Below are 13,495 nucleotides of genomic sequence, written 5' to 3' on the forward strand. Positions count from 1 at the left end.
AATGTTTGAATTCAAAGGTGCGTTCATACAAAACAACGCTGCGACCATTGACGGCAATGGATGCGCGCAATGTCATCATTCGCAGCTGTTCACGCACGTCAGCCCAGTCGATAAGGACAAATGGAAAAGGGTTGAGACTGCAAGTTAGCTGCGCATGCCAGCGATAAATATCGATGCGCTTGCGGTGCAACTGTGCATTACCAAGCAACCTATCAACACGCTTAATGGCATGTTTAGGAGATGTCTTACCCGCCATGAAACGGCCAAGTTGAGTTAGGGTGAGACGGTCACCTTGAAGCAATGCATGGGTGGAATCAATGAGGGAATTAAGTCGCTTTTTGTGAATGAAAGGGCATTGATTTTGTAGCTGTTGGTGTATGATATTGAGCTCACGCATCTCGTTGTAATCTGGTTTGTTTTTGGCGAAATTAATTAGTTTACACAACGAGATGCGTTTCTATGTATTTGATAGCGAAAGATATTTTTTGGGGATTCGCTAGAGCAAGGCGTTATACGCAAAAAGGAGATAACAATGCGTAAATTATTAATGGCAATGGGAACTGCTTTCCTTGCTTCTTGTGCTTCAACTTCGCCTAGTGGTAGCGTTACCAGCGTTAATGTTGAGTTGCCTCAAAATGTTAAATGGTCGGTTGTGTCGGATCGTGCTGATAACTCTCAATACATAAAAGAGTGGGTGCCGGAAGGTGAAAACCCGATAACATCCAAATGGATAATCACCGAACAAATGTTAACGCTAGGCTCTAAAACTTCAGCAGAGTCATTTCAAAAGCAAATGTTCTCTCTATCCAAGCAAAGTTGTACGGATGTTTTGTTTAATGGTCCTCAAGAAATTGATGTTAGTGGTCACAAAACTTCCGTCGGAAGAATCATGTGCGCGAATCAGCACGGCAAACCATTTGGCACCTTTACCGACCAGCGAGTGGTTGTTGATGGAATTACTGCGTATGTTGTTACCAGTGAGCTAAGAATTCCAGCATCAAAAAAAGCAGGTGTCTTAGCGTTTGGCAAAGATCAACTTGAAGAAATGAAAGAATTTATGGCGTTACAAAGTGCTTCTTCAAAGCTTGTTCGTGAGTCTGTAAAAATACAAGTTCAGTGATATTTGCGTATAACAAAGCCATTATGAATGGGACGTAAAAAGCTCGGCTACGTCACTTCGTTCCTATTTTAGCCAAGCTTTTATGCGCCCCATATTGCGGAGTTAGGCATACATATAATCAGGGATAGTATACTAAATGAAATCAAAACTAATCATCGCCGGCTTACTTGCGTCGCTAATCGGATGTGCATCTACATCACAGCCATCAATAACACAAAACTCAGGGCTCTTTGAGAGCAACAGTCTGGAGGTAAGAAAAGTAGGCATCTACGTTACCCCCTATTACAGTGCGGCGGTAGCCGCATCAGAAAAGCCTACTGTATCTGTTGCCAAGAACTATGACTCATTATTATCGTCGAATGATCCTGCCGACATTCTTAAGGCAGAAGAGCTTATTAAGCAATCACCAGAACTAATAACTCCAATGACCCTCATGGTATTATCAATTCGCCTCTATGATGTCGGCCTCAGAGACAAGTCAGTTTTTTGGTTCTATGTCGCTAAAGATAGGTTTATAACGCTGTCTGAGGTTCTTGATCTTTCACACCCAGCATTAGCACAGGTTGAACAAGCAACAGCCGATTTTGCAACGTTAGCAGGCCCTGTTATCAACGGATACGCTTTCTGTAGCATCGAAAATCAGCAAACACAGAGAAGCTCTGCTTTCGATTGGGTGTCAAATAACCCTTATCAGGCTATGTTTATTGAACAGTTACCTGCAAGAGGACCAAATAGAGAAGAGAGCTTGAATCAGGCTTTACGAAAGATCGAACAAATGATATCTCAAGAGCAAGCCTTCTTATCAGATCCTGCAAATATCGAACTAATGAAAGCAGCACGCGACACCAATAATGTAGATGCACAGTATTGCTGGCGTTAACCTCGCAAGAGCCTAACAAGAAAATCCAGGGGATAAAATAAGTCGCGCTCCGCGTGAATACACTTATTTAGCTCCTTCTTTAATGCGTTATGTGTTTCTCATGATGATAGCCTATGCGTGTTTTGTGTGCGCATAAATTATAGGTGCAAGATAAGCATGTATACGGACGCCAAAACGCTGGCTATACTTTGCTCCTCCGTCGCGAAGTATAGCCAGCCATTTTGCGCCGATTGATGAGGTGTTACGCATTTAAAAAAATGAGAAAGGAGCAGGACATGAATCAGCATGAAAAGTTAAATTATGTTGAGTTTGGTGCAAAGGATTTGGAATCAACAAAGTCATTCTTCTCATCTGTTTTTGGTTGGGATTTCGTTGATTACGGCCCTGACTATTCAGCATTTTCCAATCAGGGCTTAGATGGTGGTTTTTTTAAATCAGACGCTTGCAGCCAGACTCAAACTGGCGGGGCGCTTTTGATCTTCTACAGCGCAGATATCGAGTCTACCTTGGCGAAAGTGGTTCAAAATGGTGGTGAAATTGTTCGCCCAATATTTGAGTTTCCTGGGGGTTGTCGTTTCCACTTTATTGAGCCAAGTGGTAATGAGTTTGCAGTTTGGTCGCCAGCACGCGTATAACAAATAAGAATAGGTGCCGCGCAGCCGACACTTATATTCAACCCTTGAACAAGACAGGGAGCACGGTAGCTGCACCCTGTATAGGCTAAGACTCGCTTTTCATTTCTGATAAAGGCCCAACACAAGGGCGCTCGGCTAATTGTTTGTTTTTTTGCTTAAGATAAAAGTAAGAGACCAGCAATAACACACCGCCGATGGCCATAAAGGCCACGACTTTTTGCACCAAAGCAAAACCTGCCATGTCCCAAAAGATCACCTTGATAAAAACAAATGCAAATAACGCACTGGCCAGCCTAATTAAGCGTTGTTTTTGTGGCTGTAAGCTCAGCATCATTAACCAGCTGCCATGTGCCACAAGGGCTACCGAACTAAATGGCGCATATACCTCAGAGCCTAAGCTGTAACCGATTAACAAATAAGCAGCGATAAACAGCCCATGCCAAAGCAGTAGCAAGCTTAGATAATGGATTCGCAGCACCCGCTTAATGGGGGTGTAAAACAACAGTTTACCCAAGCCAAGTAATGCAAGGCCATCAAATATGGCGAGTAGTAAGATTTCGCGTGGAGCGCCGTGCAATGTTGGATCATACAGTGCCGCCCCATGTAAGCCGATTAAGCAAAGCGTGGCCATGACAACACTGGCCAAGGCCAAACGCCAACTCGGGCGAATGGGTCTGTGCAGTGGCCAATGGTTCAAGTCTTGCCACAAGCAATAATAAGCAACCAGCAGCGCAGGGGCAAGCCAGTCGGTAACATAATAAGTCGTAGCGAACCCAACCATCGCCATGTAATAAGGCTTTACCGGATAGGCCATGGCTAATGGTTTAAAGCGGGTAAGGTAGCGCTGGCGACTTGGATAAACATAGCTGTATGCCATTATCGCTGCTAATCCAATCCCTAAACCTAGCACACCATTAACATCATCATTCAAGCTGAGGTAAAAGTTATATCCGCTTGCCAACACCAGCAACATCATTGCTAAGGATCGCAATAGCACATGGCGGATGGGCAGATGCAAGGCGAGAGCAAACGCAGCGCAGCCCCATAAACTAAACCAAAGGGCGTCTGGGAGCTTAGTGGCAACATAAACACATATGGCCACGACCAAGGAGAAATAATAAGGCACACTCTTACGTAATAAGGTGAGGGGGTGATGCCTAAACAACCAACCGCGCCATTGCGTTAACCTTAGTCGCAACGCGCTAAAGACAACCAGACTGATGCCTAAGGCCAGCCAACCTTGGGGTAATTCGGCAAATAAGCTGACTACCATGGCGATATTGGCCGACCAAACCAGCGCCAGTAATTGATAACGAAACCAAAGATGCGCCAGCCAAGCGTGCAGTGCAAATACCACCAGCGCGCAGCCCCAAAGGGATAGGGCAATATGCTGTGGCCAATGCCACGAGTAACAAAACAGCGCCACCACCACTAAGGTGAAATAGGCCGGCGTCAGTTTGAGTAACTCAGGCAAAGGCGCTAATGCACGCAAACGTGCTCGGCAGCGAGCAACATTGTGTTCAATCGCGGCAAACATAACGCAGCCAAGTCCTAAGCCAAGCCAGCCTTGCCACATGCCCTCGTCCGCAGCTTGCCAAACGGACAACAAGACCGCGAAAAAGAACAGCAGTAAGGCTTCCATGCGCAGTATTTTGTCTTTGCGCCAATAATCTAAGGTTAACGCAATCGCCATGCTTAACCAGGCGGCCAGTGCCACCCAATCCCCTGCCACCTTACCCACTTTAATCGTAACGTAAGCCGGAATAGCTAGGTAAACCAGTAAGTTAACAGCCCTTGCTACGGGCAATAACGAAGAGCTAGGCAAGTAACGACAATAAACGCGATAACTCAGCCACATTAAAACAAATACACCAACACGCGCTAGCTGTGCCTGCAAGTCTTGCTCAAAAAAGCGCCAGCTATGGGCTTGATATACACTGATTAAAATCTGAATCAATAACGGCAAATAGGCTAGCCAAGACAAGATCTCGGTAGCAGGCAATACTTGGCGTGTGGTGCGCCACAGCAGCATGGGAATAACTAATATAGAGGCAACCAAGAGATAATCTGGCAGCCAAATATAACAGCTGAAATACACAAACAGCGCCAACAGCAGCGAGAGTAATTCTGCCAAGCCCCGCGTCACGCCTTGCTCGGCTTTACCTAAGTCAGCGCCCGCTACAGCAACATAATGATGAAGTAAGCGTTCACAGCCGTGCACAATCGCCAAGGTGATAGCAAAATTCAGCCAAGGCGCCGTCACGGCAAATGATGCAAAAACAAACAAGGGCGCAATCGCTTCGCTTGGGATCAGTAATAAATTAACGCAAGCATAGGCGGTGCTGAGCAAACCTATCACTAACAGCACATAAGCTTCACCGCGAACGCCGACATAACGATGGCGTAACCCTAACCAAAGTAACAAGGCGCCTTCCAGTGACCAAATAACCCCTTGAAATTCAGTCGAGACTAAAATAGTGGCGGCGAAACCCGCGAGCACACCAGCAAACACTAAACACAGGTGTTTCACTTCATCTTGCTTGCGCCAGTAGGCAAATAAGCCAAGGAATAACAAGCTATTGAGGGCTAAGACTTGGCCTCCCCAGTTATCCAGTTGCAGCATTGCCAAGATAAAGAAGGCCAATTGCGCCACTGGAATAGCCAACAAATGCTGATCCAATTTCAGTTTACGCAACTTCACTATGCCTGTGAGGGTATAGAGTAAAAACAATAAGTTAATTGACAATAACACGAACAAGCTACGCCAGATATCAAGCTGGGCATGAAAATCAATCAACAAAATAAACGCTTCAACACTGGCGATATGGGTCATGCTTGCCAAGGTGAGTAGGCCGTGCCAGCGTAGCTGCTGACAGATCCGCCAAGCAAATAGCGCCTGCAATAAAATATAGGGTAAATACAAGGCGGGGTAGTCCTGCTCAACCCCAAACACCAAGGGAGAAAACGCACCGCCGAGCAAGGCTATTACGGCCACGATTTTGGTTTCCAGCTTTTGTGCTAAGCCATAACCCGCTAAGGTCACCGCGACTAACCAAATAAGCGATGATAAAGGGCCAAGGATGCCAAGATAAGGCCCTGCAAAATAAGCACATAAATAATTTAAAATGATGGCCAGCCCCACGAGCCCCGAGCCATATTCAGACATATCCGGTTTCTTTTTATAAACCCACAGGCCCGCCGCTAAAATTGAGTTGGCGAATAGCACAGAGACCGCAATGCGCATGCCATCGCTAAACACATGGTGCCATGAATATTGCAGCAAATAGCCAAATCCTAAGGTTAACGCCGCAATACCCGCCAAGGTCATCAAAAACACCGGGCCAAGGCCGCGCTGCTGGTAATGGCTATAGAAGCCTTTTAATTGTCGAGCGACTTTGGCAAGCGGTCCTAGTAAGGCATCGAGCCACTCATTACTGGCCTGCTCAAGGGCATTTTTTTGCATTTTTTGCGGCAAGGATTCGGTAGGCGCTGTGCTCGTTTGCTTTATCTTGACAGTAGTGCTGGCTTGAGCGGCGGCCGAGTGAACGACTTTAGGCTTTTTAGATAGGTGTTCAGTTGATGTTGCTACTGGTCGTGGGTTTTCAATTGGCGCAGCTTGCGGTGTGATGTTTGTGTTTGCTTCGACAATCGGGGTGTCAACCTCGGCTGGCTTACTCGGCTCGGGAGTCACGTGTTTGATTTGCGGCTGTTCAACACCGGCTATGACTGGCGCAGCGGTGACATTAGGCTCAAGGTTGGCATTGACCATTTCGCTTTTAATATTAGCTAGCTTACTTTCTGCTTGGTCAATGCGAATGGCTAAGTCGATTTGATGATGCCGCAACGCTTGCAGCTCGTTTTCCAACGCGGTAATTAAATGCTTCAATGCTCACCTACTTAAACAACCGATGTGTGCTGGCCTATCGAACCTTTTAGCTACCCGTTACGGTCTGTTGTGTCTGAACGATCTAAAAGTAGATAATACCGATTAAATAAATAATTTATCAATTATCTTATGCAGGAACCCTGCGCGATATCGCTTATAACTTGCGGAAAATAGATGAATACGGGGTTGAACTTTGAGGACTCATTTTTTCTAAATGAAGTTATCTAGCCTAACATGCCAAAATAGATGAAAATGTCTGTCCCATCTCTCGTTCTATCTTTCTTTATGAACTCACCATGGTCATCAGAGGAGTTATAGTCAGGCTGCTGGCAAATGTGGAGCGCATAAATAAGCAAATAAAAGATGTTGAAGGGCAGTTAAATGAGCTGGTTCGGCATAAAACAAATTACACATTGCTCAACACTATACCTGGCATTGGAGATAATTATAGTGTCTACCATTTTGGTTTCTGTGGGAGATGCAAGGGCTGTTAATAATGGCAGGCCGCTAGCTGGATAGGGTTGCCCTCAAAGCAATATACCAGTGGGGAAACCAATCGGTTAGGCAAAATAAGCAAGCGAGGTAATGCCTCGTTGCGTAAACATCTGAGACATGGTGCTCGAACGGTTTTAAACTGGTGCAATAAGAAAGACGATACACTCAGTCTCTGGTTGCAGCAGCTCAACCAGCGAATGCATGGTTGCAAAGCCGTGGTTGCATTAGCCACTAAGCTGGCTCGAATTATCTGGTCGGTATTGTTCAACAGGCAAGCGTTTGATATATCCAAGGCCTGCGTCTGAGCGCCTAAACCAGAATTAGCAATAAATAAAAACAACCAAGTACAACACTAAGCGGTAGAAAGCATTGATGATTTAAACGGTTTTGTCTTATTCGGAACCTCAGCGTGGACAGCTGCCAACAAGGCATCGTGGGTGCAAAGCTGAGTAAGACATCTTCTGAAACTCATGAGGCGGGGTTCCCTAGAGAGAGCCTTTAAGACGCCGGATATATGTCCTAGCTATCTTTAGCTACAACGACAGCGAATGAAATCAGGCTGCTCTCTTCGGTCAATGCTGTTGGCTTCTACCAACATAACGGTTTTTTGGCCACAGACGAAGAAGCCGAGTTTAACGGCATTCGCTTTGTACCTATGATGTTGGACGTAACTAAGTGATATCTAGAGCCGTTGCCAGCGGCTCGTTCGCACTAGAGCAACACTATCAAGAGTGCGGCTTGAAGCACAAATGCAATAGCATTTGTTACTATGATGGCCATGCGTTTAAAAAACAGGCCATAGGATAACCAAAATGCAAAAACCAGCAGATAGCCAATTACAAATCCTAACGATAGCCCGCTGGGTTCAGTGCGTTGCCACTCGGCGATAACTTGGGTCAGCTGGGCTAAACACCCCATCAACCCCACTATCACACCCGCTACATCCCATACCGTTTCGCGATCCCATTTTCTTTCTTGTACCGCTTCCATTAACACATCTCCAATAGCTGCAAATTCAATTGGTGGTAATCATCAAAACGACCAATAATACGCGGATGTGCTATGTTGCATTCTCGGCCAATCACCACCACATCACACCCAGCCGCTAACGCACCGGTAACCCCATTGTTAGAGTCTTCAAAAACCAAGCAATCCGCTGGATTTGTATCAAGCGCATGAGCCGTTGTGACAAAATGCTCGGGATCGGGTTTACCAAAAGCGATATATTCCGATGTGATAAACACCTTGGGCGGTGTTACCTTGATCAGGCCCAAACGCAGCTCAGCAACGGCTTTAGTACAAGAGGTGGCGATGCCCCAGGGGATATTTTGCCTCGTTATCCTAGTCAAGAAGTCCTTTGCTCCAGCTATTTCAACGATGCCGGTTTTGATGGTGGCCTCTAATGCAACCAAGTTGTCATTTTCCAGCTGCGCATCCAAATGCGGGGCTAAATCTGGCAAAAAATCGCTCAACCTTGCACCTCGACCTCGGTCTAATACCAGCTCTAAATCTAGGTTTTGTTCCTTGCACCAATCTTGATACACCAGCCGTATGGCTTCGGAGGAATCAACTAAGGTGCCGTCTAGGTCAAAGATCAAAGCTTGATAATTGTTTAGGTTTATCGTCATGTTACTTCCTCCAGCTGTGTCGGGTATTGCGGTTGAAGTGCCGATATGTGCATGAAACTCTGTTGGTAAAGGCGTAAAACCGCAAAATAATGCATTCATTGCGCAGTATCGCTTACAAAATAAGATGCGGCAATAAAAACATGCAAAAAAGTGCACTTTAATGCAGAATACCGAAAGGCACTTCACCCTACCGCTAAGGAGAACCTGATGCTATTAGCAGAACGCCAAACTCTGATACTTGAGCAACTTAATCGTAAAGGCCGAGTTTACGCCGCTGATCTTGCTGCACAACTCCAGGTGTCAGAAGACACTATTCGCCGTGATTTAAACAAGCTAGGTGAGCTTAAAATGCTGCGCCGAGTACACGGGGGCGCATTGCCTTTACAGTATGATGTGCCCGATTATGCCGACCGTTTGGAAAACCTAGACACAAACAAGCAGAAACTGGCAGAGGCCGCCTTGGCTTACATTCAACCAGGCCAAACGGTACTGATTAACTCAGGCAGCACCTGTCGTTATATGGCAAAGGCGCTACCAAAAGACATTACCCTTACTGTGGTGACGGCCTGCCCACTGATCGCATGCGAGTTGACCAAACATGACAAAATCGAAGTCATCATGATAGGCGGAATATTCTTTAAACCAGCACTGCGCTGTGTCGGCACCACGGCCACCGAGATGATTCGACGGATGCGCTTTGATGTGTGTTTTATGGGGTTATGCGCTTTGCATCCAGAGCGTGGTTTTTCTGCTAAGTATATGGAAGAAGCCGATATAATGCGGGTATCGATCGAGCAAGCAGATAAAACCGTTGTAATAGGTCGAGCCGATCGTTTAGGTGTGGTCGCCGGCCATCAGGTTGTCGCGGCCAACGAGTTAGATGTGTTGATCACAGATAACCAAGCTAACGGCGATATGGTGAATGCATTACGTGAACAGTCTATAACCGTTGTTACGGTTTAATGGCCACGCTTATGCCTTTTAGTGGGTAGAAGTAACTGGACGCTCATCGATTTACAATTTGCACTAACTCACTCCTTGTTATGGGTGAATTTGTTGCGGGGGCTCAACATCACAACGTTCGACAGGGCTTGGGCGTAAATGGCAATAATTTAAGTGGGGGTCCTAGCTTTTGTAGCTTTTGCTTGGTTATCGTTTTTAACAGGGTAATGCCAACAGTGAAGAAGGATTGCCTGATTTAGCGGGGAGGTGGCAAGGTGAGTGTTAAGGTACTGGTTTTTAGTAAGGCACATTTTGTTTGCAGTACGGTGTTATTTGCTGTGCTCGCTTACATTGCACTTTTTGTCAATGATCAGTTTGTGCGTCCATTTTTAGGTGACGTGATTGTGGTTGTCTGGCTTTACACCGTACTCAAATCATTTCTTTTGATTAAATCGTCTTGGTTAGCGCACTTTGTGTTGCTGTTTTCCTATGCCGTTGAAGTGGCCCAATATTTCAAATTAGTCTCGCTCCTTGGCCTTGAGCATATCAAGGCGGTGCGCATTATATTTGGTGCTACCTTTGATTGGCTAGATCTACTTGCTTACACCTTAGGTTGGTTGTTGATTTTAGGTATCCAAGCCGGGCTAGCGAGAGGGAAACACCTATCTGCACCGAAAACAAATCATTAAATGATGGGCACAGAATCATGATGGCAATTTTGAAGGGAATTTTCAGGACAATTGTCAGGACAGGCACATTTTAAATCATTATAGGGATTTCAATGTTTCAAGATATCTATTTTAAAACTGCGCAGTTTGATGTGACCAAAGAGAGCGAAAACCCAATTAATCCCATCTTTGGTGAATCGTTATTACAATGGCTGTATGCGGAGTTAAATGGTAAGTACCCAATGTCAGAGTCTGCGCCAGAAGATTGGGGGTGGTACAGCGAGCTTAGTTTTAACGGTGATGAGTATTTGCTCGGCGCGTGTGCGTATTTTGAAGTGGGCGATGATCCGAGTGCGGAAATCGAGTGGGTGTTTCAAATTCATAAGTATCGCAGTTGGAAAGAAAAATTGTTTGGCCGTACTAAAATGGATGCCAATGACCCTTGCCTATTATTCTTTAAGGCATTGCTTGAGCAAAATACACAGTTTAGACAAGTCAGGCTTGGGTGATTCGGTAGGGCTCGCCCGGTTAGCTGCGGGGATGAGCTTTACTTTGCTTTATAAATTGTTGATTTATTGAGTCCAAAGCGTCAGATTATCACTTTATCGTTGAATTTAGTGGCGGCGCAGAGATGTCGATACCTTCCCAATCACAACTATTCGACTACGCCAAAGGCGCGTATTTTGCCGATAGTTTTACCCGTGAAATTTCTTATCAAGGTCAAACCGCCCTTGATATTTACCTTGAAGTCGCAAGCCAAACGCCAGCTTGGATTGCATTTTTAATGGAATTGAGAAACCGCATTGTTGCCACCCTTGGGCTTAAGCACTTAGGCCGATTACAAGATGCAGCTTTGCCTGAAGCTGGTGTGCAACCTAGGGTAGGAGAGCGGCTTGGCATATTTAGTTTAATCAGCATCAGCGACAGTGAGATCGTGCTCGAAGACAATGACAAACACTTAGTGGTGAGGGTGTCTTTTATGATTGATGTGAAAGGCGATATCGCCACGGTTCACGCTAATACTGTGGTTCATGTGCATAATGTTTGGGGCAAGGTATATATGTTTTTTGTCGCGCCGGTGCATAAGCTTATTGTGCCAAGTTCACTGCAAACGTTAGGGCAAGTGGGAGCTTAAAATGGATATCATCTATAAAGTAAATGAGCCGATTTCGGTTGATACATTTGTTGATTTATTAACACGTTCAACCTTAGGTGAGCGCAGACCCGTCACCAATACCGTTTGTATGCAGGGCATGTTAGACAACAGCAATCTAATCGTGAGTGCATGGCAGGGTACTAAATTAGTGGGGATAGCGCGTTGTATTACGGATTTTCACTATTGTTGCTACTTGTCGGATTTAGCCGTCGATGCGGCTTGTCAACGGCTGGGAATGGGTAAGCAATTGCAAGCACAAGTGTTGGCCCAACTGGAGCCAACTTGTAAGCTGTTATTGATTGCAGCACCAAAGGCTAAAGATTATTACCCTAAGCTCGGGTACAGCAAGAATGAGCGCTGTTGGGAGTTGCCAGCAGGGCAGGCGTTGGCCAACTAGCCTATTCGGATGTGGTGATTTATATGCAAGATGGTCAGCTGCGGGTTGGTTTTTTTCAGGTGCATTTTATTGATAGAAAGTCGTTCCAAATCGATGACTCAAGGAGGCTAAGATGCCAAGAGCTCAATCTAAGCAAGAGTTAATCACACAATCCGAGCAGAGCTTTAACAAGCTTTGGCAATGTATTGAAGCTATGTCGGAGCTGGCATTAGCGACTGAATTTGATTTTTCCCATCAAGCGAATAAAAAAGAGCAACACTGGCAGCGCGATCGTAACTTGCGTGATGTCTTGATCCACCTTTATGAATGGCATCAGTTACTCATTAACTGGATTGGATCCAATTCGTCAGGTAAGCAAGCGCCTTTTTTACCTGAGCCCTACAATTGGAAAACATATGGCAAGATGAACATCGTCTTTTGGCAAAAGCACCAAGCCACCAGTTTAGCGAAGGCCAAAGAGTTGGTTCAAAATAGTCATAAGGCCGTGTTGGCCAAGGTGGAACCTTTTAGCGATGAAGCCTTATTCACTAAGGGATACCTTTCTTGGACAGGCACCACCACATTAGGCAGCTATTGTGTTTCCGCTATGCCCAGCCATTATGAATGGGCATTAAAGAAACTACGCGCTCATGTTAAACAGGTTAAAGGGTAAATTATGCAGTGCGCATTTGCTCGTTGGTCATGTGTGTTCTCGTGTTTTCTTGGACAGCCCCCCCATTATGAGTGGGCATTAAAGAAACTGCGTGCTCATGTTAAGCTGGTTAAAGGGTAAACTGTCGGTGCATTTGCTCGTTGGTGATCACGTTTACTTTTTTCGTTGGGCTTTGCAACGCTTGCGCTAGCATGGCTTTGGCAACGGTTTCGCCAGAGATGGGGCGCACCTTAAGCAAAGGGCCATTAAAGAGTGCTGCCGCTGGTACAAATACACGTTGGCAAAAATCTTCTAACGCCCGTTTGTGCGTGCGTTGGCCGAGCAAGAGGCAAGGATGAAACAAATGGAGCGAAGCTAAGCTCAGTTGTTTAAGGTGATCTTCCAACTCGCCTTTCACCCGATTATAGAAAAACCAAGATCGAGAGTTTGCGCCCAAGGCAGAAACCAATAAAAAATGAGGCGGTGTAGGCTGTGCGGCTATTTGGCCTTTGGTAAAGTTAATGACGGCTTGTTGATCGATGGCGATAAACTGCTGTTTACTGCCTGCTGCTTTTAAGGTGCTGCCAAGGCAGCAAAATAGATGGGTGAGGTTATTGGGTAATTGCTGGTGCAGGGCTGGCGTACCAAATACATCGATTTGCGCTTGAATAAAATGGATCTTGCCTTGCGCTAAAGGTGTACTGGCTAGTTGCGGGGGCGTGCGTCCAACGACCCAGATCAGCTGACAACTTGGCTCATTAAGTAATTGATGAAGTAATTGCTGGCCAATTAAGCCTGTGGCGCCTAACACTAATGGGATCATAGGAATACCCTAACAATTTAACCTATGTAGGGATGTTATCAGAATAGTAGGCCATGGGGGATGTCGGCTATAAAAAAACCAGCCGAAGCTGGTTTTAGGGAGTTGGTCGGAATAGCAGGATTTGAACCTGCGACCCTCTGCCCCCCAGGCAGATGCGCTACCAGGCTGCGCTATATCCCGAATAGTGCTCATATTAAGCATTTCACGTTTTAATGCAAGTGTGAAATAAGCAAT

Annotated in this window: 14 protein-coding genes, 1 tRNA gene and 2 pseudogenes; 11 read left to right on the forward strand and 6 right to left on the reverse strand. The window is 45.7% G+C overall.

Translation table 11 applies throughout. The features are described from left to right. Window positions 1-397, reverse strand: a pseudogene (locus K6Y21_RS13470) (IS4 family transposase); the annotation flags it as partial. Between the two features lie 135 nt (window positions 398-532). On the opposite strand from K6Y21_RS13470, the gene K6Y21_RS13475 reads away from it, so the two are divergent. The 3 genes from K6Y21_RS13475 (at window position 533) to K6Y21_RS13485 (ending at window position 2,635) form a co-directional block, all read left to right on the forward strand. Continuing rightward, window positions 533-1,120, forward strand: coding sequence for a hypothetical protein (locus K6Y21_RS13475; RefSeq protein ID WP_233072361.1), 588 nt, complete (start codon window positions 533-535; stop codon window positions 1,118-1,120). A 136-nt stretch (window positions 1,121-1,256) separates the two neighbouring features. Beyond that, the gene (locus K6Y21_RS13480) at window positions 1,257-2,000 is read left to right on the forward strand and encodes a hypothetical protein (protein ID WP_233072362.1); all 744 of its coding nucleotides are present in this window, start codon (window positions 1,257-1,259) and stop codon (window positions 1,998-2,000) included. Between the two features lie 275 nt (window positions 2,001-2,275). Continuing rightward, the gene (locus K6Y21_RS13485) at window positions 2,276-2,635 is read left to right on the forward strand and encodes a VOC family protein (protein WP_233072363.1); all 360 of its coding nucleotides are present in this window, start codon (window positions 2,276-2,278) and stop codon (window positions 2,633-2,635) included. Window positions 2,636-2,720: 85 nt separating this feature from the next. Here the strand turns inward: K6Y21_RS13485 and K6Y21_RS13490 are convergent, their stop codons facing one another. Further along, window positions 2,721-6,521 (reverse strand): DUF2339 domain-containing protein, encoded by a 3,801-nt coding sequence (locus tag K6Y21_RS13490; RefSeq protein WP_233072364.1) that lies wholly within the window; start codon window positions 6,519-6,521, stop codon window positions 2,721-2,723. A 512-nt stretch (window positions 6,522-7,033) separates the two neighbouring features. Between K6Y21_RS13490 and K6Y21_RS13495 the strand changes: the two are divergent. Together K6Y21_RS13495 and K6Y21_RS21470 are read left to right on the forward strand one after the other, a co-directional pair. Continuing rightward, a pseudogene (locus tag K6Y21_RS13495) lies at window positions 7,034-7,321 on the forward strand (transposase); the annotation flags it as partial. Window positions 7,322-7,575: 254 nt separating this feature from the next. After that, window positions 7,576-7,695, forward strand: a complete 120-nt coding sequence (locus K6Y21_RS21470) for a GNAT family N-acetyltransferase (protein ID WP_432757997.1) — start codon at window positions 7,576-7,578, stop codon at window positions 7,693-7,695. 32 nt (window positions 7,696-7,727) lie between these two features. Here the strand turns inward: K6Y21_RS21470 and K6Y21_RS13500 are convergent, their stop codons facing one another. After that, window positions 7,728-8,006, reverse strand: a complete 279-nt coding sequence (locus K6Y21_RS13500) for a PQ-loop repeat-containing protein (RefSeq protein ID WP_233072365.1) — start codon at window positions 8,004-8,006, stop codon at window positions 7,728-7,730. Next, window positions 8,006-8,644, reverse strand: a complete 639-nt coding sequence (locus K6Y21_RS13505; protein WP_233072366.1) for an HAD-IA family hydrolase — start codon at window positions 8,642-8,644, stop codon at window positions 8,006-8,008. Before K6Y21_RS13505 ends, K6Y21_RS13500 begins: the two co-directional genes overlap by 1 nt. 207 nt (window positions 8,645-8,851) lie before the next feature. Between K6Y21_RS13505 and K6Y21_RS13510 the strand changes: the two genes are divergently transcribed. From K6Y21_RS13510 to K6Y21_RS13535, 6 genes are all read left to right on the forward strand, one after another. Next, the gene (locus tag K6Y21_RS13510) at window positions 8,852-9,607 is read left to right on the forward strand and encodes a DeoR/GlpR family DNA-binding transcription regulator (RefSeq protein ID WP_233072367.1); all 756 of its coding nucleotides are present in this window, start codon (window positions 8,852-8,854) and stop codon (window positions 9,605-9,607) included. A 254-nt stretch (window positions 9,608-9,861) separates the two neighbouring features. After that, complete coding sequence (locus K6Y21_RS13515; RefSeq protein WP_233072368.1) at window positions 9,862-10,275, forward strand: ribosomal maturation YjgA family protein; 414 nt, start codon at window positions 9,862-9,864, stop codon at window positions 10,273-10,275. A gap of 92 nt (window positions 10,276-10,367) precedes the next feature. Further along, the gene (locus K6Y21_RS13520) at window positions 10,368-10,763 is read left to right on the forward strand and encodes a hypothetical protein (RefSeq protein WP_233072369.1); all 396 of its coding nucleotides are present in this window, start codon (window positions 10,368-10,370) and stop codon (window positions 10,761-10,763) included. Between the two features lie 122 nt (window positions 10,764-10,885). Beyond that, the gene (locus tag K6Y21_RS13525) at window positions 10,886-11,389 is read left to right on the forward strand and encodes a DUF2867 domain-containing protein (RefSeq protein WP_233072370.1); all 504 of its coding nucleotides are present in this window, start codon (window positions 10,886-10,888) and stop codon (window positions 11,387-11,389) included. Window position 11,390: 1 nt separating this feature from the next. After that, entirely contained in the window at window positions 11,391-11,807 is a 417-nt protein-coding gene (locus tag K6Y21_RS13530) for a GNAT family N-acetyltransferase (protein ID WP_233072371.1), read from the forward strand. Window positions 11,808-11,919: 112 nt separating this feature from the next. Beyond that, window positions 11,920-12,459, forward strand: a complete 540-nt coding sequence (locus K6Y21_RS13535; protein WP_233072372.1) for a ClbS/DfsB family four-helix bundle protein — start codon at window positions 11,920-11,922, stop codon at window positions 12,457-12,459. Between the two features lie 109 nt (window positions 12,460-12,568). On the opposite strand, the gene K6Y21_RS13540 is transcribed toward K6Y21_RS13535, so the two are convergent. Continuing rightward, a complete protein-coding gene (locus K6Y21_RS13540) occupies window positions 12,569-13,261 on the reverse strand; it encodes a Rossmann-fold NAD(P)-binding domain-containing protein (protein ID WP_233072373.1) in 693 nt (230 codons plus the stop codon). A gap of 103 nt (window positions 13,262-13,364) precedes the next feature. Next, window positions 13,365-13,441: transfer RNA gene (locus K6Y21_RS13545), tRNA-Pro, on the reverse strand. Between the last annotated feature and the right edge of the window lie 54 nt (window positions 13,442-13,495).

It is taken from the genome of Motilimonas eburnea (assembly GCF_021295345.1).
Lineage (GTDB): Bacteria > Pseudomonadota > Gammaproteobacteria > Enterobacterales > CBDFNC01 > Motilimonas > Motilimonas eburnea.

What these genes read in the sequence shown, in the direction of transcription:
- K6Y21_RS13500 (WP_233072365.1), bottom strand. Translation starts at nt 8,006, where the DNA reads ATGGAAGCGGTACAAGAAAGAAAATGGGATCGCGAAACGGTATGGGAT.
- K6Y21_RS13475 (WP_233072361.1), top strand. Translation starts at nt 533, where the DNA reads ATGCGTAAATTATTAATGGCAATGGGAACTGCTTTCCTTGCTTCTTGT.
- K6Y21_RS13505 (WP_233072366.1), bottom strand. Translation starts at nt 8,644, where the DNA reads ATGACGATAAACCTAAACAATTATCAAGCTTTGATCTTTGACCTAGAC.
- K6Y21_RS13525 (WP_233072370.1), top strand. Translation starts at nt 10,886, where the DNA reads ATGTCGATACCTTCCCAATCACAACTATTCGACTACGCCAAAGGCGCG.
- K6Y21_RS13480 (WP_233072362.1), top strand. Translation starts at nt 1,257, where the DNA reads ATGAAATCAAAACTAATCATCGCCGGCTTACTTGCGTCGCTAATCGGA.
- K6Y21_RS13485 (WP_233072363.1), top strand. Translation starts at nt 2,276, where the DNA reads ATGAATCAGCATGAAAAGTTAAATTATGTTGAGTTTGGTGCAAAGGAT.
- K6Y21_RS13520 (WP_233072369.1), top strand. Translation starts at nt 10,368, where the DNA reads ATGTTTCAAGATATCTATTTTAAAACTGCGCAGTTTGATGTGACCAAA.
- K6Y21_RS13530 (WP_233072371.1), top strand. Translation starts at nt 11,391, where the DNA reads ATGGATATCATCTATAAAGTAAATGAGCCGATTTCGGTTGATACATTT.
- K6Y21_RS13510 (WP_233072367.1), top strand. Translation starts at nt 8,852, where the DNA reads ATGCTATTAGCAGAACGCCAAACTCTGATACTTGAGCAACTTAATCGT.
- K6Y21_RS13535 (WP_233072372.1), top strand. Translation starts at nt 11,920, where the DNA reads ATGCCAAGAGCTCAATCTAAGCAAGAGTTAATCACACAATCCGAGCAG.
- K6Y21_RS13540 (WP_233072373.1), bottom strand. Translation starts at nt 13,261, where the DNA reads ATGATCCCATTAGTGTTAGGCGCCACAGGCTTAATTGGCCAGCAATTA.